Raw genomic sequence first — 25,580 nt, 5'->3', positions numbered from 1 at the left:
TACACCTCTATTTTTAGTGGGCAATTGCCTCGGAAAGTTGTTGTTTTTGTTCTTGCGTGTTGACGTTCACGAAGGCGTTGGGCTGATCGGAGAAGTCACACACGACGCAGTGGTGCTTGGCGTACCAGAAATCGATCTTACGCTCGCCGGCATCCAAGAAGGCCTTCATCGACCCCCGCAGTGCAGGCTTCATCAGTAACACCACAGGTTGCTCTCGCTTACCGTCGCTGGCTACCGCCATCTCAGCGTCTTCTGCGGTGATCGCCGTCAGCATACGCTGTACCAGATCCGTCGGCAGCAGCGGGCAGTCGCAGGGGACTACCAGGAGGTAGTCGGCCTGGGTCTGTCCCATTGCCGTGATCATGCCGGCCAGCGGCCCTAAATAACCCGAGTCTTCGTCACTCAATACTGGATAACCAAACTCAGCATAGCGATCTTGGTTGCGATTTGCGTTGATCAGGATCTGCTTAACCTGAGGTTTTATCCTGTCGATTGCGTGTTTTATCATCGGCTGATCGTTGAGTTCGACCAGTCCCTTATCGTTGCCGCCCATGCGTCTGGCCATGCCGCCGGCAAGGATCACGGCATCAATTTGCGGTGACATATCTCAGCTCCTGCTGTGATGGGGTGAAGGGGCGCTCGTCGAGGGGCGACGGGCTTACCTGAATTTCTTGTGCCTGAATTTGCCAGGTCTGCTCGCACAGGCCTGTGAGCGAACAGCTCTGATGGCTGCTGATCAGCATGCCTGTGCCTTGTTGCTTCAGGTGGCTGACCATGGTCAGCACCAGCTGCTGGGACAGCTTGTCCATGTTGGAGGTAGGCTCGTCCAGCATCAGCAGGCGTGGACGCATGATCCAGGCGCGGGCGATGGCCAGACGTTGGCGCTCGCCGCCAGAGAGGCTGGCGGCTCTCTGGTTGAGCAGGCTACCCAGCTGGGCCATCTCGATAGCCGTCTGGGTGCGTGAGGCGATCTCCTGCTCTGTCATGTCGCAAAAGGGCTGCACATAGTTGAGGTTATAGGCCACGCTGCCATCAAACAGATAAGGGTGTTGATGCAGATAGACCGCCTTGCCCAGCAAGGGGTTACGGCGCCACCATGGCGTTGGGCTAAAACCTTCCGTGTGGATCTCGCCCTGGCTAGGCGCCTGCAGGCCTGCCAACATCTTCATCAGTGTAGTCTTGCCGCTGCCGTTGTCGCCCTGTAGGTGTATGGTCTGGTGCTGAGCCAGGCAGAGGCGATCTAAACGGTACAGCAGGCGGCTGCCGAAACGCATCTCTATGTTGTTGGCGATGATCTTGACCATGGCTATAGGCTCCTAGGTTCGGCTCTGCCTCTGAGGGTGCCCAGAGTGAAGTTAAGCACTAAGGCCAGGATAAGCAGCACCAGTCCCAGGGCGATAGCCTGGGCGAAGTCGCCCTTACTGGTTTCCAGGGCGATGGCGGTGGGGATATTACGGGTGACGCCGGCAATATTGCCGCCCACCATCATGGAACAGCCCACCTCGGTGAGAATGCGGCTAAAGGCCGCGACTATGGCCATCAACAGCGGCACCTTGAGTTCGCGGCACACCAGCCAGACGGAACGCAGCCAGGAGGCGCCTAAGGTGCGCGAGGTTTCCCAGGCACGCTTGTCCACGCTGGTAAAGGCGGCCTGACTCATGGCGATTAACACGGGGGCGCAGATCATCATCTGTCCCAGTATCATGCCTTTCTGGGTAAATAGCCATTTAAGATCCCCCAGGGGACCCATGCGGGTAAGCATCAGATAGACCAAGAGGCCGATCACCACTGTGGGGATAGATTGGGTCGTCTGTACCAGGTTTGTGGCAAACCAACGTCCGGGAAAACGGGCGAAGGCCAGCACGAAGCCCAGTACCATAGAGGGAATTAGGGTGATCGCCAGCGCCGCAAAAGAGACAGAAAAGGAGACGCTGACGATAGACCAAACATCGGGATCTAATGAAAACAGCAGGCTCAACGCCTGCTGTATTAGGGCTAACCAGCCTTCACTCATTCGCTATATGTTGCCTTAAATAGTTGCTCACCCTGTACGGTGTAGCTGTTAATCATGCCTTGGGCTTCGTTGCCGATCAGCCAGTCACTCAGCGCCTTAGCACCTTTGTGGTTCAGATCTGGGTATTTCTCAGGGTTGATCAACATGATTTGATAAGGGTTAGCCAGTGTCTTACCGCCATCATAATCAACCGCTAGATCTAACTTCGCCTTGTAGGCAACGAAAGTACCGCGATCAGACAGTGTGTAGGCCTGTAGCTCGTTTGCCATCAGCAGCGTCTTACCCATGCCTTGGCCCACGGCGCGGTAGCCGTTAAATGTTGGCTCAACCTTGGCGCCTTTCCAGATGATCAACTCTTTCATGTTGGTACCAGAGTTGTCACCGCGAGAGACGAAGCCCGCGCCAGAGTCGGCTATTTTAGCAAAGGCCTCTTCGGCTGTCTTACTGCTACGGATCTTCGCTGGGTCATTTTTCGGGCCCAAGATCACAAAATCGTTTTCCATGATGCCGCGTGGCAGTATGCCGTAGCCTTCGTTAACGAATTTGGCTTCGGCAGCTGGGGCGTGAGTCATCACCACGTCCACGTCGCCCTGGCGAGCCAGCTTGAGGGCCTTACCCGTACCTGTGGCGATAACCTGAACCTTATAGCCAGACTCCTGCTCGAACTTAGGCAGTAGGTGCTTGAGTAGACCAGAATTTTCTGTACTGGTGGTGGTGGCCAGTTTAATGACCTCTTCTGCCTGGGCAGAGGTTAGCGTAAGGGCACTGGCGACGATCGCTAGGCTGAGGATTGATTTTAGCTTTAGCATTTTTGCTCCTTGGCATCTGCTGGTTTGCGTGATGTTGCCGGGATCACGCGGATTATTGTGTGAATAACGACTCTGTTTCAGCAAAAACAGTGCCAAATCCATTATCTGCAAAAAAAGCTCACAAGTTGCCAACAAAGTGTGAAGCAGATCGCAAGCTTGGCAAATTATCGCCAGACATATTGTCCCAGAGCGCGATTCTACTGGTTCAGGGTGACCAATTGGCCGAGGTTTGATGCTAGAATCTGTTCAATATGAGTCAAAATGTCCAAAAGAAGACAATATGAGCCAGCCCAATAAAGAGATGAAGCCCCTACCATCCGCCGTATCTGTGCTTATCGTCGACGATGAGCCGGGCATGCGCAGCTTCCTGAAGAAGGCGCTGTCGAAGAAGTTTGCCCTGGTGGAAACCGCAGGTAGCGTCGAAGATGCCGAGCAGCTTCGGAGCCGCTGTCACTTCGATCTGCTGATCGTCGATATCCGCCTGCCGGGTCGTTCCGGCATCGAGTGGGACGAGGCCCTGAGCGATCAGGAGCGGCGCTCAGACATCATCTTCATGACGGGCTATGCCGATATGGACGTGGCCATCAAGGCGCTGCGCGCCGGCGCCTCCGACTTTATTATGAAGCCCTTCCACCTAGAGCAGATGATGAAGGCGGTTGACCGCTGCATCGAACGTCGTCTGCTCAAGCGCGAAAACCTCATGCTGCGCCGCGAGGTCTCCATCGGCCAATCCTCCACCATCATAGGCAGCAGCGATGCCATGATGGAGGTGAAACATGTGATCGAGAGAGTGGCGCCCACCAACGCGGTAATTCTGATCGAAGGCGAATCGGGCACGGGTAAGGAGCTGGTGGCCAGACAGCTGCATCTGCTCAGCGGTCGTCAGGGGCCCTTTGTACCGGTCAACTGTGGCGCCATCGCCCCCGAACTGCTGGAGAGTGAACTCTTTGGCCATGCGGCCGGTTCCTTCACCGGCGCCAAGGGCAACCGTGAAGGCCTATTCAGCTTCGCCTCGGGCGGCACCATCTTCCTCGACGAGATAGGCGAGATGCCGCTCAAGATGCAGACGGCCCTGCTTAGGGTGCTGGAGCAGCGTACCATACGCCCCGTGGGCAGCGAGAAGGAGATCAATATCGATGTCCGGGTGCTGGCGGCCACCAACCGCAAGCTGGCGGATGAGGTTGAGGCCGGCAACTTCAGGCGTGATCTCTTCTATCGACTCAACGTATTAGACATAGTGATCCCACCGCTGCGGGAGCGCCCCGAAGATGTGGTGGAGTTGACCCATCACTTCACCCGCCTATTGGCCGCCGAGCTCGGGGTTAAAGAGGTGGTGTGGAGCCACGAGGATATGCTCAAGCTGCAACAGCATGAGTGGCCGGGCAACATCCGCGAGCTGCGTAACATGATAGAGCGTTGCATCCTGTTGGGTAAGCCGCCGGCCGAGTACTGGAAGCAGCAGCCTAAATCAGAGGCAACTGGCGAGCTGGGTTATCCGCTGGATTGGTCGCTCAAGGAAGTTGAGAAACACCATGTGACCTCAGTGGTCGACCTGCATCAGGGCAACAAGTCTGCCGCCGCGCGCGATCTCGGGGTTTCCCGTAAGACACTGGATCGTAAATATAAAGAGTGGTTCGAACTCAATCATCTCGAGGAAGAATAACCGTGTCTTTTTTCTCGCGTCTCTTTGGTGTCAACTGGCAGCAGCTGCAGGCCAAGGTGCGTTATCGCATCCTGATCCTTACCCTACTGCCCATCTTGCTGACCTTGGTGAGCCTAGTATTCATCACCATCTACTGGAACATCAGCTACACGGGCAAACAGCTCTTCATGAAGGTGAAGGCCGACCTTACCGTTGCTAGCAACACACTGATCTCTGTGCAGGAGAAGCAGGAAAATCAGCTCGAGCTGGTGCGCGCCTCCTGGGAATTTCAAAACGAATTTCGCGATCTCGATACCGACAGCAAGGCCGCCAGAGCTCAGCTGGCTGAGTTGCTCAAGCAGAAGCAGGCAGAGCTCGACCTGGATTTCCTCAGACTGATCAGCGTCTCCGAGGCGGCCCAGGACCCTGATTTAAGGGTGATGCTGCCCAAGATACAGGACAATCAGCCCTTCTCGGGTTTAATGGTGTTGCAGCCCCAGCGTCTGGCCCGTTTGGCGCCTAACCTGGAGCAGGAGGCGGTGATCACCCTGGTGGACACCCCAAGATCCCAGAAGCCGAGCAAGGATGTGGAGAAGCGCGGCATGCTCAGCCGCAGCCTGCTGCCGATCCTGGGCAGCGATGGCACAGTGGGCTGGTATCTGGATGGCGGCATCTTGCTTAATCGCGACATTCGCATCGTGGACCATATTCGTGACCTGGTTTATGACAAGGGCACGCTGCCAGAGCGCTCCATCGGCACGGTAACCATCTTCCTCGACAACACCCGCATCAGCACTAACGTGCCGCTGAACTTCTTCCCTCAGGACAGCGAGAAGCGCGGCCGCGCGCTCGGTAGTCTGGTGTCGGAAGAGGTACGGCAGAAGGTGTTGGTGCAGGGGCTACTGTGGGTCGACCGCGCCTTCGTCTATAACGACTGGTTTATCTCCGCCTATGCACCGCTGAAAGATATTCGCGGCGAACGTATCGGTATGATCTACACCGGATTTTCCGAATCTCCCTTTATTCATAACTACCTGCTGAACATCATAGAGCTGGGCACTATCCTCATGTTGGTGCTGCTGGTGTCTGGCCTGCTGGTCTACCGCGGCGCCTACAGCCTGCTGCAGCCGATCGAGCGTATTCACCATGTGGTGAAGGCGGTGCAATCGGGCCGTAACCTGCGAATCGGGTCCTTGGGGCTGGAGCGCGACAACGAGCTGGCGAATCTGGCCGAGCAGTTCGACCGTATGCTGGATCTGTTGCAGCGACGCAACTCGCAGATCCAGGCGGCGGCAGAGCAGCTTGAGGTCAAGGTCGAGGAGCGTACCCGCAGCCTGCAGGAGAAGACAGAGGAGCTGCAGCGTAACGTGGCCCTGCTGAACGAGACCCGCCAGCAGCTGGTGACCAACGAGAAGCTGACCGCCCTGGGTGAGTTGACGGCAGGTATCGCCCACGAGATCAACAACCCCACGGCTGTGATCCTGGGTAACATGGAGCTGCTCAAGTCTGAGCTGGGCGACAAGGCCGAGGATGTCGAGGAAGAGATAGATATCGTCATCGAGCAGGTGGGGCGCATCAGCACCATCATTCGCAGCCTGTTGCAATACAGTCGTCCCGGCGAGTTCAACGCACCGCTGGAGATGCATCAGCTCACGCCTATTGTCGAGGAGATGGCTATCCTGGTGCGGCACTCCATCAAGAAGCAAGAGGTGGTGCTGATCCAGGATCTCAACGCCAGCTATCCTATCGAGGTCAATCGTCCTCAGCTGCTGCAGGTGCTGATCAACCTGGTGGTTAACGCCGCCCACGCCATGGATGGACAGGGACGCATCTGGATCCGCACCTATGACTGGGTCCAGGGCGGTGAGCCCATAGGGGTCAAGATAGAGGTGGAAGATGAGGGTAAGGGGATCCCTGAGGAGCAACTGGGGCGCATCTTCGATCCTTTCTATACCACGCGTCAGGATGGTACCGGACTGGGGCTGTCGCTAAGTTATGGCATCATAAAGCGTATCGGCGGCACCATAGAGGTCAGCTCCACGGTCGGCAAGGGCACCCTGTTTACCATAGGCCTGTACCACAAGGCGATCGACGATCAGTTCAATCCGCCTTACGAGGGACTGCATTTCTCCAGTGCCCTGGATAAGAAGGCGAGAGAGGCATAGGGATTCGTAAGGTTTAGTGATTGGTAAGGCTTAGGGATACGTAGAGTTTCCCTGGCAGGCCTTATAAGTCTGGACTTCAGATAAAAAAAGAGCCGGAATATTAATATTCCGGCCACAAAGAGTGTGTGAGCAATGTTGTGCTTGCGAACTCATCATAGTAAGCAGAGATGAAGTGCTTAAAACAGACTGAGTTTTGGAACGCACCTAAATAGTAATAATTATCATTTAGGTTTGCAAGCTTTTATCGTGTAAAGATTCACGATCAACAGGCTCTAGTTCAGTAATTTGTTTAAAACCAACTTGTTATCATCGATATTGGTCGCGGTATTTTCCAACCCGGCTATCTTGTAGCCCTGCTGGATCAGCAGCTGCAACATGTTGGCGAAGCGGTTATAGGTCTTCACCGCCAGGGTGTTGAAGCCCTGTGTCTTGGCCCAGCGCTCCTGATCTTGCATCAATGCCTTGGCCAGCCCCAGCTGACGAAACTCTGGCAGAATGGCGCCCAGCCAGCTGTAGAACTCACCATTGGTCTCGCCATAGCCTATCTTGTAACCCGCCAACTCGCCCTCGATGCGGATCAGCTGCACCAGAAAGGTCTTGCCGCTGAGGCGTGCTTGATAGTCTTCAGCCTGATGACGGCCGTCGAATTCGGGCACCTCCTGGCTTAGGTCGATCAGGGTGTTGATGAGCTCATCGCTCAGCTGGGTGTGATGCTCGATACTTGTGGTGTACATCTTGGCTCTCCAAAGTTTGTCGCTAGCATGGCGGCACTGGTGAAAATTTGAGTGCCGCGATGATAGTACAAATCAACTGGTCAGGCCAGTTCGCTCTGCGATTTTGTCTGGCCTTCTCGCAAAATTCGCTCCTGCAATACCCTGAGCAAGACGCCGTAGGCGGGCAGGAAGAGCCCCAGGCTGACGATCAGCTTGAAGCCATAGTCGACGCTGGCGATCTCCATCCAGTGCTCGGCCATGAAGGGATCGCTCGAGGCGTAGAAGGCCACGCTGAAGAACACCAGGGTGTCGATAAGGTTACCGATAACCGTCGAGGCTGCAGGCGCTACCCACCAGGCCTTGGCCTGTCTGAGGCGGGCGAACACGGTAATGTCCATCAGCTGGCCCACCAGATAGGCGGCGAAGCTGGCGAAGGCGATACGAAACACGAAGTTGTTGAACTGCGCCAAGGCGTCGCCACCCTGAAAGCTGCCCTGATGGAAGAGCACGCCGATCAGATAGGAGATCAACAGCGCTGGTATCATGGCCCTGAGGATGATCTTACGCGCCGACTGCTGGCCGAAGATTCTCACCGTCAGATCTGTGGCCAGATAGACGAAGGGAAAGCTAAAGGCGCCCCAGGTGGTATGAAAACCAAATAGCTGAAAGGGTAGCTGAACCAAGTAGTTACTTGCGGTGATAATGGCAATATGAAAGCTGACGAGCAGCAGTAGCGCACGCTGAATCTGCGCTTGGGATAACATTAACATCTTGTGGCCTTTTTAGTGGGTTAACGCGGGGTGAGGGAACCCGCTTAGAAACTGGATAAGGCTTACGCCTCGGTTAGCCGTCTTCCAGGGTTGGCCGGGAGACAGGGCGGCAAATTATAGTCATTAAGACCAAATGAGCAAGGATTTTGCGCCGTTTTCTCTGCCCGGCTCCCGCTTGGACCACATAAAGAGACTACACTTGGTTGACTATCACCATGATTTCGAGGAGGGGGCCGATGAGATCTTGGCGTTATCTTGTGGTTATCTTGTGCACCTGTCTGCTAGTGAGCACGCCCTGGCGCGCCGTGTCCGAAGAGGTGGAAGAGATCACTGTCGTGACCGGCAACTGGCCCGGTTACAGCACGCCAGATGGCAAGGGCTATTATCTCGCGCTGCTGCAAAGCGCCTTCCCCGCCCCCAAGTGGAAACTCTCCATAGATTTCGTGCCATTCTCCCGCGCCCTCTACATGGTGCAGCAGCAAAAGGTCGATGTGGGGCTGGGCTTCTATATCGACGAAGTCAAACCCGATTATTACTGCGACCTGCCGGTGGAGGTGGATCAGGTGGACGCGGCCCTCACCCCAGAGCTGGCGGCCATCTGGCAGGATATCAACAGCCTGAAAAAGAAGAAGGTGAAGGCGCTGCTGGAGTATCGCTACGACACCTTCATCAAGGTGCCCATGTATTACGAGGAGGGCAGCGATCTGCTGCAGATGCTCAATCATGTCAACAACGGCAAGATAGATGCCGTGCTCGACTACAAGCGTTCCCTGCAGGGACTCGCCAGCCAGCTGAATCGGCCGCAGCAATATGTGATTAAGGAAAACGTGTTGAATCCAGAGGTGTTTTTCGTCTTTCCCCAGACGCCTAAGGGCAAGCGTCTGAAGGCGATCTTCAATGGTGTCATGGCGCGCATGGCCGAGAGTGGCGAGCTGGACAGGCTGTTTCAGGCCAACATCAGCTATCGCGCCCGAGTGCCGACAGTTAACTAACCTAGACCTCTGTCAGGATCGACATTATGGTCTTGAGCTTATTCTCCAGCTCGTTCCATTCCGCCTCGGCTTCAGAGCCCGAGACTATCCCCGCACCGGCAAACAGATTGATGCGTCCGGGTTCGATCAGCGCACTACGTATCGCCACCGCAAACTCGCTCTCATACTTGTTGAAGTAGCCACAGGCACCGGCATACCAGCCACGGGTGTAGCCTTCTCGCTGGCGAATAAAGTTGATGGCCGATGCCTTTGGCAGGCCGCCCACGGCAGGGGTGGGGTGCAGGGCCTGCAGGATCTGAAAATCGTTCACCCCAGGCTTGAGTTCGGCGCGAATGGCTCTGTGCAGATGCTGGATATGGCTCAGCTTAAACACCTTGGCCAGCTCATCGGCGCCCACATAGTTGCTCAATGGGGTCAGGGCATCGACGATATGTTCGCGCACCAGCTGGTTCTCATGGCTGTTCTTGGTGTCGTCCAGCAGCTGTTGTGCCAACATGGCGTCTTCGGCCTCGTTGAGCCCGCGTGTGGTGGTGCCCGCTAAGGCCTCGGTAAATACCTCGCGCTGACGACGTCGGTAGAGACGCTCCGGCGTGCAGGAGATAAAGGCGCTCTCAGGGCTGAACTGAAAGCCAAACTGAAAACTGTTCTGGTTGCGCCCCTGCCAGCTGGCCAGCAGCATCCAGGGATCGACCTTCTCGTTCACTTCGAGCTGGGTCAGACGGGACAGCACTACCTTAGGCGTGTCCTGGATAAACCTGTCATGGGTGACCTGATTGACCAGCTCGTGCCAGCGTAGCTTGTTGGGACGATCGCTGCGACTGAGCAGTTGTATCTTGTTCGGTGGTGCCAGCGGTTTGGGCGGTACCAGGGTGGCGAGGGCCTGCAGCGCCAGCGTGCGCTCCTGCTCGATATCGCCGGATTCGACATTGAGATTGACCAGCAGCTTGTATTCATCGCCGCTGCGTCTCAACTCGACCCTGGGCAGGATAAAATGGGCGCGGCCATACTCGGGCCAGCACTCGGTATGACGATCGAAGGCGACACCGCCGTAGTAGCGTATCTCCTGGTTGGTCGAGAGTGACCTCTGGGTCTGATAGGCCTGGGAAAGCTGGTTGTCGTCTACCGCATCTTCGAAGATGAAATCTTTACAGCATCCCAGGGCGGCGACCTCTTCCTGGGTGTCGCGGCCATGCCAGTAGATCCTGGGATAACAAGGTTGGCTGGCGATCCAGGCGATCATAGGCATCACACAGGCCGTCACCGACAACTGAATGATCGGCTCACCCTGGGGGTGTATGTCGAGTTTTTCGAGTTTGCGGGATAAGGATTGTATGGCCTGTGGCAGCGAGGAAACGCTCAAGAAATACTCCAACCTGGTAAAAAGTGCGTGAGTTTGAGGGCGGGTTAAGGACATCAAACGCGGCGAATGTGAGACTTATCTGAATTGGTAATAAGAATCTTTACCACAAATTAATGTGCCGACTGTTAGCTGTCAAGTTACAGGCGGTTAAGCTGTGAGCTTGTCCAAGAAAAGAGAGATTTGTCAGTTTTTTCGGAAGCATTTCAAGCCTGTGTATTTTTGTCTAATCAAGGTTTTACACTGGACAAAATGTCCCTTGTCTATCGTCGTCACCGCGGCATTTGTTCAAATTTGTCGATCTGGGTTTGTTTTTGGTTTTCGTTAGCTTGTTGCTACAGGTGTAAGCCGGAAGAATGACGGCCATAGGGAAATGACACAGCGATGAAAACATGAAAAGCAAACCAATCAGTCTCAAATTATCACTCGTGGCAGCCGCGGTAGCCGCCAGTCCTCTGGTCATGGCCGAGGAAGTCAAACACGAGCCCATTTTAGATGTGGCCGAAGTCATAGTGGTGACCGGCGAGAAGCCGACGCCGCTGCAACAGACCACGAGTAGCTGGACCATCAGTGCCGATGAAATTCAGGCCATGGGTGCCCAGAGCCTGGATGAGGTACTGAAGAATGCCCCCGGCGTCTATGTGCGCACCGGTGGTCAGGGCACGCCCAGGGTCGATGTGCGCGGCTTTAAGGCCAGACACGTCATCTATCTGATCAACGGTGTACCCGCCAACGGCGCCGAAGATGGTCAGTTCGATCCTAGCGTGGTGCCAGCCAGTCAGATCGCCTCGGTCACCGTCTCCATGGGCCCAACCTCAGTGCTCTATGGTCCGGGCGGCGCCGGCGGCGTGATCAACATCCGTACTAAACAGGGCGCCGATGTGCCCGGCTTCTCTGGTCATCTCGAGGGCGGCGAAAACGATACCTTCAACGGCGACGTGACAGTAGCGGGCTCGGGCGATCGATGGCAGGGACTGGTGTCGCTGTCACGTCAGCAAACCGATGGCTGGCCTGTGTCTGGCGATCAGCCGGATACCGAGGTGCAGCAGGGCGATACCCGTTTCAACAGCGATAAGACGATCAACAACCTGTTTGCCCAGGGCAGCTACTGGCTGTCGGACAATACCCAACTGATGGCAAACCTCAGCCTGCGTAGCGGCGAGTGGGGCAAGCCCGCCGTCGATGGCACCACCTCTGGCAAGGCCAAATTTGAACGTGTCGACGACTACGATGCTCATACGGTGCAACTGGGTCTGGCCCATAGATTCAACGAACTACTGACCCTGAGGGGCTTCATCTATCAGAATCAGTCTGACGTGCTGGAAAACCGTTATCTGGATGACAGCTTCGCCGGCCTGCAGCAGAGCCTGGACGGCCGCTCTGTGGTCAGCGGCGGTAACCTGCAGCTGATCGCCGATTTCGATAAGGGTCACCTGCTGACCGGTGCCCTGATCGCAGAGCATCAGAGCTGGGAGTCGGAGAGTAATCAGGTAGATACCGACACTACTGGTTCTGGAAGTGGCACAGGAAGTGGCACCGGCAGTGGTTCAGGAAGTGGCTCAGGTACTGGCTCTGGCAGCGGATCTGGAACAGGAACTGGAGGTGGTTCGGGCTCAGGTACTGGGGGCGGATCAGGCTCGGGCTCGGGAACCGGTAGCGGTTCGGGTTCAGGCAGTGGAACTGGTTCGGGTAGCGGATCTGGCACAGGTGGCGGTTCTGGCTCAGGAACCGGCGGTGGTAATGGCTCTGGTACTGGCGGTGGTAATGGCTCTGGCGGCGCCGAGTCATTCGACGATTCGTCCTGGCTCTACACCCTGGCGGCGGAATATCAGTATCAACAGGATAGTATCGGTGCCAGCCTAGGCGGCGCCCTACATGAGCAGCAACGTGTGCGCGAAGATGAGTCCGACTACTCGGCGCAGGCCTCAGCCTACTGGCAGGCCGCCGAAGCGACTCGCCTCAATCTGGGTGTGGCCCGTAAGGTGCGTTTCCCATCGATGCGCAACCTCTATTCACTCTCGTCGGGTAACCAAGATCTGCAATCCGAGACCTCTAAACATCTGGAGCTGAGTCTGGCTCAGGGGCTGGGTAGCAACACAGATCTGAGCCTGGCGGCTTACTACACGGATGCAGACAACTATATCGCCAAGGATGTCGATGGCATCTATCAGAACATGGGCCGCTATCAGTTCAAGGGGGTCGATTTCCTGGTGCGCGATCAGAGCATCGATAACCTGTCGCTGAGCTTCGGTTACAGCTTCCTCGATAGCGAAGACAAGGATGCGGCGCCGGGACTGGATACCTTAGAGTACCGTCCGCGTCATCAATTCAGGCTGCAGGCGGATTACGAGTTTAGCTTTGCGACCCGCATCAACCTGAATATCGAGCACATCATGGGTCAGGTGTACCACACCGAAGAGAAGGTGGCCGGTCAGAAACAGCTGGTGGAGAAGTCGCTGGATGACTACACACTGGTGGATCTCAAGCTGAGCCAGCCTATCGCGGGTGACGCCCTGTCTGTCTACCTCAGAGCCACTAACCTGCTCGATGAGCGTTACTATCAGAGCGAGGGGCTACCTCAGGCGGGGCGTCAGCTGTTCCTGGGCGTGAACTGGCAGCTATAGGCATAAACCATGGCCCTGGTGCGACTCAGTCAGATCCATTTTAACTTCCAGACAGCGGCGCAGCCGCTGTTTGAGGATCTTAATCTGACCATAGCTGCTGGCGAGTGTCACCTGATCCACGGCTACACCGGCTGTGGTAAGTCGACTCTGCTCAAGCTGCTGCTGGGGATCCTGGAGCGTCCCTGGGAAGGGGAGCGCGAGATCGCCGAGGGGGCTACCCTGGGCGTGGTGATGCAGGACCCCAATGTGCAGCTGCTGCGCCAGACGCTGGGGGCCGAAGTGGCCTTCGCCCTGGAAAACTTAGGCGTCGCCAGCAGTGAGATGCTGCTGCAGGTGCGCTCGGCCCTAAGACGGGTCGGCCTCTATATCAGCCTGGATACGCCCATCGCCAGCCTGTCGCTGGGACAGCGCTATCGCCTGATGATCGCCGCCCAGTTGGTGCTCGAGCCAGACCTCTTGCTGCTCGACGAGCCCTGGGCGCAGCTGGACGATCAGGGTGTGGCTGAGCTGTCGGCCGTGCTCAATCAGCTCAAGCAGCAGGGTGTGGCCCTGTTGATCGTCGAGCATCACAGAGGCGTCTTCAAGGATCTGGTCACCCACAGATGGCAGCTCAGTCAGGGCCAGCTGCAGGCGTTAGCGCCGGCGGAGTGTGAAGCGACTTCGAAGCAGGTAAGTTGGCGCGAGTCGCCCGCCTGGCCACAGGGCAGCGACGTCATCGACAGCCATGGCTTCACCCTGGCCTTTTGCGAGCGCCAGAAGCTGTTTGACGCCGACTCCCTGCTGCTCTTCCCCGGTGAGATTGCCGCCCTGGTGGGCGACAACGGCTGCGGCAAGAGTACCCTGCTCAAGAGCCTGGCCGGTATCCAGGCGGATATCGATCCCTTGGGCATCAAGGTGTTTGGCAAGAAGCCCAAGTTGGGACGCTTTGGCGCCGACCTGGCCTTGCTGCATCAGCGGCCGAGTCGACAGCTGTTTGAAAACACGGTTATCGAGGAGATGCAGTTTAGCCTCAAGCGTTTCGGTTTGCCGCTGGAGCGGGCCATCGAACTCCTAGGGCAACTTGGGTTGACTACATTGGCGCGGCACTCGCCTCATACGCTTTCCTACGGCCAGCAGCATCTGATCGCCCTGGCGTCGCTCGCCTGTCTCAGGCCCAAACTACTGCTGCTGGATGATCCCTTCGCCGGGCTGGACGAGCATTTTACAGACAAGATAGTGGCGCTGCTGATGGAGCTGAGCCGTCAGGGCACAGCCCTGGTGATCGCCAGTCACAGGCCGATTGCGGCGCTGCCGGTGGATCGCCTCTGGCGGGTGGTGGATGGGCGTCTCGAATCACTCTCGGCCTCGCCACAGGCATATTCTCGTGTGGGCTAGACGCGGCGTACGTGCGCCAGGAGTGCGCCGAACAAAACGCCACTTCGCGGTCAACGACACCCGCTGGTGCGCGCTCGCCATCTTGCTCGCACTGGGGCTCTCCAGTTGCGCCTTCCTGTTGCCCCTGTCATGGCTGCATTACCTGGGGCTGGCGAACTTGCTGTTGCTGATACAGGGGCGTTACCTGGGGGGGCGACTCAGGGGGCTGCTGGTGATCTTCACCAGTCAGTTGGCGATCACTAGCCTGCTCTATCTGTTGTTGCACGGGCTCGATCGCCTGCCCGAGGGGATTATCGCCGTGTGCCGCATCTTGATGGCCATGATCCCCGGCTGGTGGCTGTCGGTGGCCTGCTCGCCCCAGCGTATCGGCGAGGTACTCAGCTTCTGTCTGCCCCACAAATGGGCCTTCGTGCTGGCCGCCTGTTTCGGCATCTTGCCTTACCTAGGGCAGGAGACGCGGGAGATCTATCAGATGCAGGTGATGCGCGGTGCCAACATTTGTCTCAAGTCGTTGTGGCGGCCCAAGCATTGGCGCGAGCTGATCTACTGCGTGCTCTATCCGTTGCTGATCCAGCTGTTAAAACTATCCAAGCAGATGGCCACAGCGGCCAGGCTGCGCCAGTTTGGTCGTCATCCCAAGCCGACCCACTGGCCCTATTAGTGAGAACCAAGCGTATGAACAATAAAGGATTCAACCTAAATGACGCCCTGTTTATCGGCTTCTGTGCCACCCTGCTGGTGGCGCTGAAGGGGATGCTGAGGCTGAAGCTGGGGCTGTCGGGACATTCCATGTTCCTGATGAGCTTCTTCTACTTAATTTGCTATGGCGCCGTCGGTAAACGCGGTGCCATCAGCCTATGCGGCCTGCTGGCGGGCATGATGGCCATGACGCTGGGCGTGGGCAAGGGTGGTCCCTTCCTGCTGGTGAAGTTTGGCCTGCCGGCCATCGCCATGGATATCTGCCTGCTGCTACTGCCCAGCCTGCTGGCGCTCAAGTGGCGCTGCATCATACTGGCGCTGGTGGGCACCCTGGCCTGGGCCAGCAAGGGCCTGATCGAGGGGCTGTTGGCGGGGCTGAGTGCGCAAATGGTGGCGCTACAGTTCGGTAAGAGCCTATTGTTTGGCAGCTTCTTCGCCCTGTTGGCGGCCATGTTGGTGCCGCCCGTACTGGAGCGACTGCGTAGCCACGACCTGATTGATAGAGAGGAGATATAAGCATGGTGAGAGCATCTGGGTTGAGATCTTGGTTGGTGTGCATCGACGATACCGACGATATCGGTACCAAGGGAACCGGGGAGATCGCCGAGGAGATAGCGTATCTGCTGAGCGATAATCACCTGAGTCGCTGCGCCTTCGTGACTAGGCATCAGCTCTATGTGCACCCTGATATTCCCTACACCTCACACAACAGCGCCATGTGTTTTCAGGTGCGCACCGCTAAGTCTCAGGATGAGATCTTAGCAATAGCCGTGGCCCATCTGCGTAGCGAGAGCGCCGCGGCGTCCGATCCCGGCATCGCCCTGCTGGATCTGCAGCATTCATGTGATCGTGAGGCGCTCATCGCCTTCGGCGAGCAGGCTAAGGAAGAGGTGAAGACCAAGGCGCAAGCCTACGCCCTGGCCGAGCAGCTTGGCATACATCTGAGTGAACATGGCGGCACTGGGCAGGGGATCATAGGCGCCCTGGCGGGCCTGGGGCTTAGGCTGCAGGGCAACGATGGTCGCATCAAGGGGCAGTTTAACCTGCCCGGCCTAGAGGCGGGCGAGGTGTCACTCTCGGTCGGTGAGGCGATCGAGCTGACCGGGGTCGACCGTGTGCTCAGCGATAGCGGCGAGCAGCTCTGCTTCAAGACGCTCCTCTATCTGTCTGGCAAGGTCAAGGCTGTCTATCGGGATCATCAGGTCTCTCTACTGGTGTATGAGGATCAGGGCCGCTGGCGCAACGCCCTCAAGCAGCAGCTGAAACACTATTAACGGCCCACGGCCAAGTCGATGAGGAATAGCATGCAGCAAGCATTTGAACTACGCCAGGGGCGCTGGCAACTGACCCTAGCAGGGGAAGACTACAGCACCTCGCGGCAACTGGCGGCCGGGTGCGACGGCTTCATCGCCGACGATGAAGATGAGCAGGTGGATGATATCGAGCGTTCCTGCGTTAATTGTGCCCGTCGTCGTTGGTTGATCGACGCCATCGAGTGTACCTTCTTGTAGCAGTATATTAGTCTTTGCTTTACAAAAACTTGACTCATTTTCTGGGGCTGGCAAATAGGATAAATCGGCATCGAGCCTGAAACTATCCTCGCCAGCCTCTGGCGTTCTGCCGCGCCCAGGCATACTATAATTTCCTCCTATCACAGTGTTTTCACAGGCAATCGCACCGAAGCTAAGGGATTTAGACTAGGCTAAAAAGGAGCGGATGCGAAAACCGGGTGATTTTTTGGGAACGCGGTATGACCGAAAGTGTGAACGAAAAAGCGGATGTTATGAAGGTGCCGGTGCCAAACCTGGCGCTGGGTATGTATGTTGCGGCTATCGATCATCAGGGAAGAGTCAATATCACCAATCCGGGACAGATTAAAGATCGACAAGCCATAGATAAGCTGGTGCGAAACGGTATCGAGTATGTCTGGGTCGACGTAGAAAGGTCGGCGCCAGAGTGTGGACTCAGGCCGAAACAAGAGCCAGAGAAGATAATACGTCTGACCCGGGATCAATCCCAGGAGAAGGCCAAACGCCTGATGAGCGAGGCGAAAGATCTGGTCAAGAAGGTCTTGTCCGAGACCTTCGAGGGTAAGGCGGTCAAGGTAGAGCCCTTCGAGGCGCTGGCGGACAAGATGCTCGAATCCGTCATGCTCGATGCCGACGCCTTCAAGTGTATCTCGGCCCTGCGCTCCAAAGATGCCTACCTGCTGGAACACTCCATCAATGTGGCCTTCCTGCTGGTGACCTTCGGTCGCTACCTCAAGCTCAAGCGTAGCGTGCTTAAACAGTTGGCGGTGGGCGGTATCTTGCACGATATCGGTAAGGTGCGCGTCAATAATCGCATACTGCATAAGCCGGGGCGCCTGACGCCGGAAGAGTTTGAGCATATGAAGCTGCATCAGGTCTATGCTCAGGAGATCCTAGCCGAGACAGAGGATCTGTCGCAGATCAGCCGCGACGTCTGTCTGATGCACCACGAGAAGCTAGATGGCAAGGGCTATCCCAATGGCCTAAAGGGAGAGGAGATCTCCCTCCATGGCCGCATGAGCTGTATCGTGGATATCTTCGACGCCCTGACCGCGACCCGCTGCTACAAGGAGGCGATGAGCCCGGCTGCCGCCTTTAAGATTCTCCTCAGCCTGACCCCCTTCCATCTGGATGAGAAGCTGGTGTATGAGTTTATCCGCTGTGTCGGTATCTACCCCGTGGGTTCACTGGTGCAGCTCTCCGACGGTCGGATTGGCATCGTCTGGGAGGCGAAAGACAGAGATGCCCTGCATCCCGTGCTCAAGACCTTCTACTCGGTGAAGCATAAGCATTACACCGAGGTGACCATGGTGGATCTGCTTAAATCGGACCTCTTCATCGAACGCGGCGTGTCGCCCAGCAGCCTGGATGTGGATCCTACGCCTTTCTACTGATCTGGATCAGGCATCAAGGTTTCACCGGATTTGCGCGCCGGCTAGCAGAAGTCCCATGTCGTGCTGTATGGCGCGTCGTGGGCGGTTACACTGGCGCCAATCTCTTACCTAAACTGGCTTAACTCATAGATGAACAGACGAGAATTTATCCTGGCCGGCGGCGCGGTATTCGCCGCCGGTCTCTCCCCTAAGCTTTTTGCCGCGAGTCCTACTTCAAATCAAATACAGACGCATTCCCTGTCGGGTGATCAACCTCAGGCGCCGCTCAAGGTGCTGGCCCTGGTGTTTGACGACTATGAAACCTTAGATCTTCATGGCCCGCTAGAGATGCTGGGGCATCTGCCCAGCGTCGAGATCACCCTTATCGGCCCCCAGTCTATCGTGCGCAGCTATCAGGGGCCGAGAGTGGTCGCCGATCGCCTGCTCGATGATGTGGTCGAGTGCGATCTCCTGCTGGTCCCCGGTGGCATGGGCACGCGCAAGCTGGTGGACGACACTCGCCTGTTGGACTGGCTGAGGCGTCAGGCCAAGGTCTCTAACAAGGTGTTCTCCGTCTGTACCGGCGCGGCCTTATTGGCCAAGGCCGATCTGCTCGATGGCGTGAGCGCCACCACCAACAAGATGGCCTATACCTGGGTGACAGGATTAAACGACAAGGTTATCTGGCAGCCCAGCGCCCGTTGGGTGGACGATGGCCGTTTCCTCACCTCATCCGGCGTGTCGGCGGGGATAGATGCAGCCCTCTTCTATATCGCCCAAACCTATGGCGAGGCTCAGGCGCGGAAGATAGAGACGCTCACCGAATATCAATGGAACAGCGACGCCGATAAGGATCCCTACGCCGTCATAAGTTAGTCGATTTAGTGCTTAGCCGATTCAGCTATTTGTTAGTAAAAACGGATATTTGCTGAGATTTCGGCGGCAATAAATAATAGCCACTCGATCATTTCGCCAGACCATTTGGTCAAATATAAGGAGGCAAAGATGAAGAAGTGGCTAGTGCTTTTATGTTGCGCCTTCCTGTTGGCGTCCTGGCTCACCACAGGGCTAACCCGATCCCTGGTGGAGCTGGTGGCCTTTATCACCATAGTAACCCTGGTGTGGCGCTACAGCGTCTCAGCTAAAGTTGACGATGTAGAGCAGAGAACCCGCGCCGATAATCAGCCAGAGCAGTAACCCCAGGGCCATCGGCCGCATTCCCGCCTGGCGCATCTTACCTATGGTGATCCCCGCGCCTATCATAAACAGACACAGCACCAACACCCGCTTCGACAAGGCAAAGATGCCGTCATACAGCACCTGTCCCTGGGGCACGAAGTGTGCCAGCAGTATGGCGAGACAGTAGAAGAGGATAAAGAAAGGCACGGCGACCTTGCGTCGATTGCCGCCAAACGCCATGGCACTCACCAGCGCAACCGGCACTATCCACAGGGCCCTGGCCAGCTTGAGCGTGGTGGCGGTGCGCAGCGCCTCGTCACCATAGGCCGAGGCGGCGCCCACGACCGACGAGGTGTCGTGGATGGCGATGGCGCTCCATACCCCAAAATGATACTGACTCAGCTGCAACAGATGCCCGAGGGCCGGAAACAGAAATAGGGCGATGGAGTTGAGCACGAACACGGTCGCTAGGGCTATGGCCGTATCCTGGCTGTCTGCCTTGATGGCAGGAGCCACGGCGGCGATAGCGCTGCCACCACAGATGGCGGTGCCCGAGGCGATCATATGGCTCAGCTTGGCATCGACTCTGAGCAGTCTACCCAGGGCAGTCCCCAGCAGCAGGGTGAATACGATAGAGCCTAAGATCAGCCCGATATTTTGGCTGCTGGCGCTGATGGCAGCGTCGAGCTGAATGCCGAAGCCGAGACCGATAATGGCGTAGGCCAGCAGCTTCTTGGTCAGGGCGCCGATATCCAGATTGTGGGGTACCAAACCTAGGCTTGCCAGGGTGAAGCCGATCACCAGGGCGATGGGGGAGGAGATCACCGGTGTCAGACAGAGGGCGCCGGCGACAAAGAAGATCGCCTGAGCCGGGGGAAAGGGCCACTTTTGAAACAATGCTTTCATCGGTTCCATATCTTGTTTAACCAGATGGGCAGGTTTTATCCTGCCCACCGTTTTCGAATGCCGGGTGTTTTACCACAGATTCGAGCTTATTAACCTTACCTATGTCAGGTTTCGCCGCGCCGTCTTTTGCTACGCCACACGCCTCGACTCAAAATCAACGCCAAGTCTAGGGCTAGCTCAGCAGGAGCAGGCTACCCAGGCCGAGGAAGATGAAGAAGCCCACCACGTCTGTGACTGTGGTGAGGATCACCGAGCCCGCCACCGCAGGGTCGATGCGCATCTGCTTGAGCACAAAGGGAATAACCGTGCCCGATGAGGCCGCCGCCAGGCTGTTGAATACGATGGCCACGAAGATGATGCCACCCAGCGCCAGGGAGGAGAACCACCAACTGACCACCACACCTATGAGGGCGCCCAGCAGCACGCCGTTGAAGGCGGCGATCTTCAGCTCCTTATCCAGTAGCAGGGTGAGGTTGCTGCGCTTCAAGTGGTTTAGCGCGATACCCCGCAGGGCCACCGCCAGGGTCTGACTGCCGGCGATGCCGCCCATGCTGGCGACCACCGGCATCAGGATAGCCAGGGCCACCACCTGTTGCAGGGCGTCGCCAAACAGGCCGATCACCCAGGAGGCGAGAAAGGCGGTCAGCAGGTTAGTGGTCAGCCAGATGGCTCGCATGCGCGCCGCCACGCCCACCGGGGTGAAGAGGTCTTCCTCATCCTGCGGGGTCTCAGACACCAGCACCTCCAGGCTTCGCTCCTTGAGGCGGTGCATCAGGGTCGACAGGGCGATGGCGCCGATGATCTTACCGCCTTTCTCCACCGGTACCCAGGCAAAGCCTGCCGCCGGATTAAACTGCTGCGCCGCCTGAGTGATATCCAGCTCGTCGCCTACGGCCTCGAGTTCGGTGAGACACTCAGACAATGGCGTGGCGGGATCCTCACGATAGAGCTGCTCCAGGGTGCAGCCGCCGTGAAACTGCCCCTCGGCATCGACGCCGTAGACGGCCACATATTCCCGCTGCTTTTGTTTGTTCAGGCGCTCCAGCACCCGGCCGACCGTGGCGGTTGGGCGCGAGCGCAGAATATTGTTGTTGAGGTAACGGCCGACGGCCTCATCCTGGTAGCTCAGCGCCTGTTGCATCTGCTCCGTGGTGAGGGCTTCTTGCTGATCCAGATAGTCTTCGACTATGTCGCCGGGCAAGATCTCGGCGAAGGTGAGGATATCTATCTCAGAGATGCGCCGAGCCAGTCCCTGTAGCTGCTCTGGGCTGAGCAGGTCTAATACGTGGCGGGCGGTTTCATAGTGCAGCAGGTGCAATATGGGCCAGCCGCGGTCGATTGGGATCTTACGGCAGATGGGCGAACGATACTGGTCGCTCACCGACTCCAGCAGGTCGGCCAGGTCGGCATCGGAATAGTCGCTGATAAAGCCGAGGGAGGGTAGCTCCTCCGCCTCGGGATGGCTGACAATGTCGATGACGCGGGCGAGTAAATCGTCTCTGGCCGCCTGATCGGTTTGTGCTGTTGGGTCTGGCATTGTCATAGGGGATGTCCTTGGTTGAGCTTGGGGGACAGTGTAAGGGAAAGCCGTTAACTAAACCATTGAAACGCTGACCTTTGGTCGGCAAAGGTGTGGTGAGTGCCTGCGATAACAGGCACTCACTGGCTAGCCGTTAATCAGAAAACTCTGGGAGGGGTCCACCAGGACGCGATCGCCCATGGCCTCACGGCCCAGCAGCATCAGGTAGGTCATGTCCTGGCGATTGCTCAGGGTCAGCTCTATGGGCCACTCATGCTCCCCCAGCTTGAGTGTGGTCGCTATCACACAGCGCTGCTCCACCTCGCCATTGGAGGACTTGATGCGGCGCGAGTCGCGCACCGGCGCCTTACAGTGGACTATCTGCTCCAGGTCATACACGTCCGGGTGCAGGTCGAAGGCGACATAGGGGCGCCCGCCCACCTTGATCCGCTTGAGGTTATCCACGTGCAGGGCTGAGGTCTTGGCGCCCGTGTCGATGCGCACCTGTAGATCCTTGATGCCCAGATCCGGCAGATCGCAGGCTTCTAAGTTGCCTATGATGATCTTGTTCATCGCTTGTATCCCTTAATGTCTCGGCCGCCCCTAGATGGTCTGGGTGGTCAGCGGCATTATCTGATCGTTCATTATCTCAATATGTTCCGCCACCTCGTCGGCGGAGCTACCAAAGTAGGCCACATGGAACATGGCGTCTCCCTCCAGCACCAGGGGGATATTCTGCTTGCCGATGACGATACCCGTGCGGTTCGATACCACGCTCTGGATCAGCTCGCCCAGTGGGCTGTTGATCTCTGCCAGTACCTGGCCCTTCTCCACATAGGCGCCCAGCTTAGCAAACTCGCACACGAAGCCGCTGGCCGAGGCGCGGGTCCAGTCGCTGCGGTTGGCGATAAAGGGTTCTATCTTCTTGCGCTGCTGACGCTTACGTATCAGCCCAAGTGACGACAGTACATTGCGAATCCCCCGCTCGCCCGTCTGTATCGACAGCTCGTCAAACCTTAGCGCCTGGCCAGCCTCATACAGCAGCACCCGGGTGCCCTTGTTCACCGCAGCTTCTCGCAGCGAGCCGTCGCGCACGTTGGCGTTAAGCAGCACAGGCACGCCGAAGGCCTGGGCCAGGGCCAGGGTCTGCTCGTCATCCAGGTTGGCGCGGATCTGCGGCAGGTTAGATCTGTGGATCGCCCCGGTATGCAGGTCGATGCCATAGTCGCAGTGCTGCACTATGCTGTTTAAGAAGGTGTACGCCACCCGTCCGGCCAGCGAGCCCTTGGGCGAACCGGGAAAACAGCGGTTAAGGTCGCGCCTGTCGGGCATGTAGCGGCTCTGATTCAGCACCCCATAGACATTGACCATGGGCACCAAGATCAAGGTGCCCTTGAGCAGCTTGAGCTTGCTCTGGATCAACCGGCGGATGATCTCGATACCATTGAGCTCATCGCCATGCACCGCGGCGCTGACAAACACCTTGGGGCCATCCTTCTTGGCCCGGATCACATGCACAGGTATCGACACCTGAGTGTCCGTATACAGGCTGGCTACCGGTAGTTCAAGCTGGTGCTGGGTGCCGGGCTGTATATCGACACCCGCTATGGTAAGTGCTTCGCTCATTTAGCCTTTTCCGCGAGTTCTGTTGGCGTTGGGTTTCGCCTTCTTCTCAATAAATTCATAGATCAGCCCGGCCACATCCTTACCGGTCGCCTGTTCTATCCCTTCAAGTCCGGGCGAGGAGTTCACCTCCATCACCACAGGGCCGTTGTTCGATTGCAAGATATCCACACCACAGAGGTTTAGCCCCATCGCCTTGGCGGCGTTGAGGGCCGTCGCACGCTCATCCTTCGAGAGGCGCACCAGCTGGGCCACACCACCACGGTGCAGGTTAGAGCGAAACTCGCCTTCGGCCGCCTGACGCTTCATGGCCGCCACTACCTTATCACCCACCACGAAGCAGCGGATATCGGCGCCGCCTGCCTCCTTGATGAACTCTTGCACCAGAATGTTGGCCTTGAGACCCATGAAGGCCTCGATCACGCTCTCGGCCGCCTTATTGGTCTCGGCCAAGACCACACCTATGCCCTGGGTGCCTTCCAGCAGCTTGATCACCAGCGGCGCGCCGCCCACGTTCTTGATCAAATCCTGGATCTTGTCGGGCTTGCTGGCAAATCCGGTACGTGGCAGGCCGATGCCCTTGCGTGACAGCAGCTGCAGGGATCTCAGCTTATCGCGAGAACGGCTGATGGCCACAGACTCGTTGACGCAGAAGGTGCCCATCATCTCAAACTGGCGCACCACGGCCGTACCGTAGAAGGTGATCGACGAGCCGATGCGAGGGATCACCGCATCATATTTAGGCAATACCTTACCCATGTAACGCACGGTCGGGTTGCTGCTGGTGATATCCATGTAGCAGTGCAGTGTATCTATGATGTCCACCTCGTGGCCGCGCGCTTCGCCGGCTTCTTTCAGGCGTTGGGTGGAGTATAAGTTTTCGTTGCGAGATAAGATTGCAATACGCATCTCTACTTCCTTAGTGTAAATCTTTAAGTAATTAAAATAATGCTTTCAAATTCAAAGTGATTGTTGGCCTCAGAGCGAACAATCGAGAGCGACGGCGCTAGGCGTCGCGTGGGGGTGAGGTCACCTAAGCACGGCGCGCGGCCAGCAGAAAAGCTCAGTTGGCTTAACTATAGTCATAATTGGCCATCACCGTGGCGCCGCTGACTTTTTTCCTTGGTTTTCATTCGATTGTCTGAGGTTTTCCATCGCCTGTTTAGGGCGCGACCTTATTGATAAACCCCACGGGAGAAAAGCTAATTTTTTTTGTCGTGACCACAATGGATTTTATTGCTGAACCTAAGGCTTGGCGGGAGTGTTAGCTATGCTGGATTTGACTCATCTTGCAGTGCCGCGCAAGTCACACTTTTGGCTGATGTTCGGTGATTGCTTGCTAGGAGTAGACTAAGGCTGAAGTGAAGGATGAGGCGAAGAGATGTGCTTATTTTCAGGTCATTTGATAATTCGCTTGGTTTATTGAGCTGTATATAAGGATTACCCCGTTTCCTATTTAATGGGAAGCATTGCAGGTCTCGCCCTTTCCTTTAAATAAGCGGGTCTCGTTTTGTTTTAGGGTTGCTCACTTCCCCCTTGTTATGCAATGTCATTATTGATATAAATTTCAGATGGTTAAAAATTTGTCGCGTTCTGTATTAGGTGATATTGATTTATATAAGCGGCATTTTTGCTAATAAGCGTTATGCGCCAAGGAGTGAATCTATTGGAACCTGCCGTAATTAAAATGATTGAGGTAATTGCAGTTGATGCAATTAAAATTCTTGGACCAGCTGTAATTGCTGCATTGGCCACATATAAAGCAACAAAAGCACAGTATGATGCAAAATTACAGGAATTGACTAAAGGCCATGAATTTAAAGCTCGCGAACATTTATTTGATTACTATAAGGAACGTCAAGGAAAATTATCCAAGAGTCATGAAGAGTTGAGTAATATTTTGGGACAAGTGCTTGGCTTTTCCGCAGTAACAAATGATGTTACTCTTGGTGATTGTCTTCATGATTTAGCTAATACATTTTTTGGTATTGCAAGGCTGTATCATGGACAGGCCCCATTTGAAATAAGCACTACATTAAGGGATTTTGAGTCAAAAGGAATTCAAGAAGAGCCTGAATATGAAAAGTTAAACTTTTATTTACACATGGTAAATAGTATTACTCCTTCAAATGATCGTGCAGAATTTGAAAAAGTGGTTTTCTCACTGCTAGAAGTTTATTCATTTTTAGAGCGATGTAATCAAGTTCTTTTAGAGAATGAAATGAAAGGCTTATTTAACAAATACGTTGAAAGCACATAACTGTTTAAGAGTGGTTCGCAACGTGTAGCATT

25 protein-coding genes are annotated in these 25,580 nt (G+C 56.3%); 13 read left to right on the top strand and 12 right to left on the bottom strand.

The window, feature by feature from the left end:
- Window positions 1-13: 13 nt before the first annotated feature.
- Genes mobA through K0I63_RS19085 form a run of 4 tightly spaced genes read right to left on the bottom strand, consistent with a single transcriptional unit; the run spans window position 14 to window position 2,823 of the window.
- Window positions 14-604 carry a molybdenum cofactor guanylyltransferase MobA gene (mobA, locus tag K0I63_RS19100; protein ID WP_220082053.1) on the bottom strand — a complete coding sequence of 197 codons (591 nt, stop codon included), beginning with the start codon at window positions 602-604 and terminating at the stop codon, window positions 14-16.
- A complete protein-coding gene (locus K0I63_RS19095) occupies window positions 588-1,310 on the bottom strand; it encodes an ABC transporter ATP-binding protein (protein WP_258407019.1) in 723 nt (240 codons plus the stop codon). The genes mobA and K0I63_RS19095 overlap by 17 nt, the downstream gene beginning before the upstream one ends.
- A complete protein-coding gene (locus K0I63_RS19090; protein ID WP_220043681.1) occupies window positions 1,307-2,014 on the bottom strand; it encodes an ABC transporter permease in 708 nt (235 codons plus the stop codon). Before K0I63_RS19090 ends, K0I63_RS19095 begins: the two co-directional genes overlap by 4 nt.
- Window positions 2,011-2,823, bottom strand: a complete 813-nt coding sequence (locus K0I63_RS19085) for an ABC transporter substrate-binding protein (protein ID WP_220043680.1) — start codon at window positions 2,821-2,823, stop codon at window positions 2,011-2,013. Before K0I63_RS19085 ends, K0I63_RS19090 begins: the two co-directional genes overlap by 4 nt.
- 232 nt (window positions 2,824-3,055) lie before the next feature.
- Between K0I63_RS19085 and K0I63_RS19080 the strand changes: the two genes are divergently transcribed.
- Both K0I63_RS19080 and K0I63_RS19075 read left to right on the top strand, forming a co-directional pair.
- Entirely contained in the window at window positions 3,056-4,486 is a 1,431-nt protein-coding gene (locus K0I63_RS19080) for a sigma-54-dependent transcriptional regulator (protein WP_011867476.1), read from the top strand.
- Between the two features lie 2 nt (window positions 4,487-4,488).
- On the top strand, window positions 4,489-6,630 hold the full coding sequence (locus K0I63_RS19075; protein ID WP_220082051.1) for a sensor histidine kinase: 2,142 nt from the start codon (window positions 4,489-4,491) through the stop codon (window positions 6,628-6,630).
- A gap of 272 nt (window positions 6,631-6,902) precedes the next feature.
- Here the strand turns inward: K0I63_RS19075 and K0I63_RS19070 are convergent, their stop codons facing one another.
- Together K0I63_RS19070 and K0I63_RS19065 are read right to left on the bottom strand one after the other, a co-directional pair.
- On the bottom strand, window positions 6,903-7,364 hold the full coding sequence (locus tag K0I63_RS19070; RefSeq protein WP_220082050.1) for a GNAT family N-acetyltransferase: 462 nt from the start codon (window positions 7,362-7,364) through the stop codon (window positions 6,903-6,905).
- Between the two features lie 80 nt (window positions 7,365-7,444).
- On the bottom strand, window positions 7,445-8,113 hold the full coding sequence (locus tag K0I63_RS19065; protein WP_220059394.1) for a 7-cyano-7-deazaguanine/7-aminomethyl-7-deazaguanine transporter: 669 nt from the start codon (window positions 8,111-8,113) through the stop codon (window positions 7,445-7,447).
- A 236-nt stretch (window positions 8,114-8,349) separates the two neighbouring features.
- Between K0I63_RS19065 and K0I63_RS19060 the strand changes: the two genes are divergently transcribed.
- The gene (locus tag K0I63_RS19060) at window positions 8,350-9,105 is read left to right on the top strand and encodes a type 2 periplasmic-binding domain-containing protein (RefSeq protein WP_220082049.1); all 756 of its coding nucleotides are present in this window, start codon (window positions 8,350-8,352) and stop codon (window positions 9,103-9,105) included.
- Between the two features lies 1 nt (window position 9,106).
- On the opposite strand, the gene K0I63_RS19055 is transcribed toward K0I63_RS19060, so the two are convergent.
- Window positions 9,107-10,465, bottom strand: a complete 1,359-nt coding sequence (locus tag K0I63_RS19055; RefSeq protein WP_220082048.1) for an isochorismate synthase — start codon at window positions 10,463-10,465, stop codon at window positions 9,107-9,109.
- A 389-nt stretch (window positions 10,466-10,854) separates the two neighbouring features.
- On the opposite strand from K0I63_RS19055, the gene K0I63_RS19050 reads away from it, so the two are divergent.
- From K0I63_RS19050 to K0I63_RS19010, 9 genes are all read left to right on the top strand, one after another.
- Window positions 10,855-13,086, top strand: coding sequence for a TonB-dependent receptor plug domain-containing protein (locus tag K0I63_RS19050; RefSeq protein WP_220082047.1), 2,232 nt, complete (start codon window positions 10,855-10,857; stop codon window positions 13,084-13,086).
- Between the two features lie 9 nt (window positions 13,087-13,095).
- Window positions 13,096-14,460, top strand: a complete 1,365-nt coding sequence (locus K0I63_RS19045; protein WP_220082046.1) for an ATP-binding cassette domain-containing protein — start codon at window positions 13,096-13,098, stop codon at window positions 14,458-14,460.
- Between the two features lie 22 nt (window positions 14,461-14,482).
- The gene (locus tag K0I63_RS19040) at window positions 14,483-15,121 is read left to right on the top strand and encodes an energy-coupling factor transporter transmembrane component T (protein WP_220082045.1); all 639 of its coding nucleotides are present in this window, start codon (window positions 14,483-14,485) and stop codon (window positions 15,119-15,121) included.
- A 14-nt stretch (window positions 15,122-15,135) separates the two neighbouring features.
- Window positions 15,136-15,675 carry a core component of ECF transporter gene (locus K0I63_RS19035; protein WP_220082044.1) on the top strand — a complete coding sequence of 180 codons (540 nt, stop codon included), beginning with the start codon at window positions 15,136-15,138 and terminating at the stop codon, window positions 15,673-15,675.
- Window positions 15,676-15,695: 20 nt separating this feature from the next.
- Window positions 15,696-16,433 (top strand): DNA-binding protein, encoded by a 738-nt coding sequence (locus K0I63_RS19030; RefSeq protein WP_220083501.1) that lies wholly within the window; start codon window positions 15,696-15,698, stop codon window positions 16,431-16,433.
- Window positions 16,434-16,463: 30 nt separating this feature from the next.
- Entirely contained in the window at window positions 16,464-16,670 is a 207-nt protein-coding gene (locus K0I63_RS19025) for a hypothetical protein (RefSeq protein WP_220082043.1), read from the top strand.
- A 239-nt stretch (window positions 16,671-16,909) separates the two neighbouring features.
- Window positions 16,910-18,082, top strand: a complete 1,173-nt coding sequence (locus tag K0I63_RS19020) for an HD-GYP domain-containing protein (RefSeq protein WP_041406802.1) — start codon at window positions 16,910-16,912, stop codon at window positions 18,080-18,082.
- A 129-nt stretch (window positions 18,083-18,211) separates the two neighbouring features.
- Entirely contained in the window at window positions 18,212-18,937 is a 726-nt protein-coding gene (locus tag K0I63_RS19015; RefSeq protein ID WP_220082042.1) for a DJ-1/PfpI family protein, read from the top strand.
- 129 nt (window positions 18,938-19,066) lie between these two features.
- Window positions 19,067-19,258: a hypothetical protein gene (locus K0I63_RS19010; protein ID WP_220082041.1), complete on the top strand. Its 192-nt coding sequence runs from the start codon at window positions 19,067-19,069 to the stop codon at window positions 19,256-19,258.
- Here K0I63_RS19010 and K0I63_RS19005 read toward each other — a convergent pair.
- From K0I63_RS19005 to rimK, 5 genes are all read right to left on the bottom strand, one after another.
- Window positions 19,199-20,146, bottom strand: coding sequence for a YeiH family protein (locus K0I63_RS19005; protein ID WP_434086781.1), 948 nt, complete (start codon window positions 20,144-20,146; stop codon window positions 19,199-19,201). The genes K0I63_RS19010 and K0I63_RS19005 overlap by 60 nt on opposite strands.
- Before the next feature lie 172 nt (window positions 20,147-20,318).
- Window positions 20,319-21,689: a magnesium transporter gene (locus K0I63_RS19000; RefSeq protein ID WP_144201347.1), complete on the bottom strand. Its 1,371-nt coding sequence runs from the start codon at window positions 21,687-21,689 to the stop codon at window positions 20,319-20,321.
- Window positions 21,690-21,812: 123 nt separating this feature from the next.
- Window positions 21,813-22,238 (bottom strand): ATP-dependent zinc protease family protein, encoded by a 426-nt coding sequence (locus K0I63_RS18995; RefSeq protein ID WP_011867460.1) that lies wholly within the window; start codon window positions 22,236-22,238, stop codon window positions 21,813-21,815.
- 30 nt (window positions 22,239-22,268) lie between these two features.
- Window positions 22,269-23,291: a succinylglutamate desuccinylase/aspartoacylase family protein gene (locus tag K0I63_RS18990; RefSeq protein ID WP_220082040.1), complete on the bottom strand. Its 1,023-nt coding sequence runs from the start codon at window positions 23,289-23,291 to the stop codon at window positions 22,269-22,271.
- Complete coding sequence (rimK, locus tag K0I63_RS18985; RefSeq protein WP_011867458.1) at window positions 23,292-24,197, bottom strand: 30S ribosomal protein S6--L-glutamate ligase; 906 nt, start codon at window positions 24,195-24,197, stop codon at window positions 23,292-23,294.
- Window positions 24,198-24,954: 757 nt separating this feature from the next.
- On the opposite strand from rimK, the gene K0I63_RS18980 reads away from it, so the two are divergent.
- On the top strand, window positions 24,955-25,548 hold the full coding sequence (locus K0I63_RS18980) for a hypothetical protein (protein WP_220082039.1): 594 nt from the start codon (window positions 24,955-24,957) through the stop codon (window positions 25,546-25,548).
- Window positions 25,549-25,580 lie beyond the last annotated feature (32 nt).

Source organism: Shewanella rhizosphaerae (assembly GCF_019457655.1).
In the GTDB taxonomy this organism is placed as follows: Bacteria; Pseudomonadota; Gammaproteobacteria; order Enterobacterales; family Shewanellaceae; genus Shewanella; species Shewanella loihica.
This window is presented reverse-complemented; position numbering and strand designations above follow the sequence as displayed.

Bases quoted from the DNA above. Each gene is read 5' to 3' on its own strand.
- K0I63_RS19090 (WP_220043681.1), bottom strand. From the start codon at position 2,014: ATGAGTGAAGGCTGGTTAGCCCTAATACAGCAGGCGTTGAGCCTGCTG.
- K0I63_RS19065 (WP_220059394.1), bottom strand. From the start codon at position 8,113: ATGTTAATGTTATCCCAAGCGCAGATTCAGCGTGCGCTACTGCTGCTC.
- K0I63_RS19050 (WP_220082047.1), top strand. From the start codon at position 10,855: ATGAAAAGCAAACCAATCAGTCTCAAATTATCACTCGTGGCAGCCGCG.
- K0I63_RS19005 (WP_434086781.1), bottom strand. From the start codon at position 20,146: ATGAAAGCATTGTTTCAAAAGTGGCCCTTTCCCCCGGCTCAGGCGATC.
- K0I63_RS19035 (WP_220082044.1), top strand. From the start codon at position 15,136: ATGAACAATAAAGGATTCAACCTAAATGACGCCCTGTTTATCGGCTTC.
- K0I63_RS19020 (WP_041406802.1), top strand. From the start codon at position 16,910: ATGACCGAAAGTGTGAACGAAAAAGCGGATGTTATGAAGGTGCCGGTG.
- K0I63_RS19025 (WP_220082043.1), top strand. From the start codon at position 16,464: ATGCAGCAAGCATTTGAACTACGCCAGGGGCGCTGGCAACTGACCCTA.
- K0I63_RS19060 (WP_220082049.1), top strand. From the start codon at position 8,350: ATGAGATCTTGGCGTTATCTTGTGGTTATCTTGTGCACCTGTCTGCTA.
- K0I63_RS19010 (WP_220082041.1), top strand. From the start codon at position 19,067: ATGAAGAAGTGGCTAGTGCTTTTATGTTGCGCCTTCCTGTTGGCGTCC.
- K0I63_RS18990 (WP_220082040.1), bottom strand. From the start codon at position 23,291: ATGAGCGAAGCACTTACCATAGCGGGTGTCGATATACAGCCCGGCACC.
- K0I63_RS19085 (WP_220043680.1), bottom strand. From the start codon at position 2,823: ATGCTAAAGCTAAAATCAATCCTCAGCCTAGCGATCGTCGCCAGTGCC.
- K0I63_RS19080 (WP_011867476.1), top strand. From the start codon at position 3,056: ATGCTAGAATCTGTTCAATATGAGTCAAAATGTCCAAAAGAAGACAAT.
- mobA (WP_220082053.1), bottom strand. From the start codon at position 604: ATGTCACCGCAAATTGATGCCGTGATCCTTGCCGGCGGCATGGCCAGA.
- K0I63_RS19000 (WP_144201347.1), bottom strand. From the start codon at position 21,689: ATGACAATGCCAGACCCAACAGCACAAACCGATCAGGCGGCCAGAGAC.
- K0I63_RS19070 (WP_220082050.1), bottom strand. From the start codon at position 7,364: ATGTACACCACAAGTATCGAGCATCACACCCAGCTGAGCGATGAGCTC.
- K0I63_RS18995 (WP_011867460.1), bottom strand. From the start codon at position 22,238: ATGAACAAGATCATCATAGGCAACTTAGAAGCCTGCGATCTGCCGGAT.
- K0I63_RS19045 (WP_220082046.1), top strand. From the start codon at position 13,096: ATGGCCCTGGTGCGACTCAGTCAGATCCATTTTAACTTCCAGACAGCG.
- rimK (WP_011867458.1), bottom strand. From the start codon at position 24,197: ATGCGTATTGCAATCTTATCTCGCAACGAAAACTTATACTCCACCCAA.
- K0I63_RS19015 (WP_220082042.1), top strand. From the start codon at position 18,212: ATGAACAGACGAGAATTTATCCTGGCCGGCGGCGCGGTATTCGCCGCC.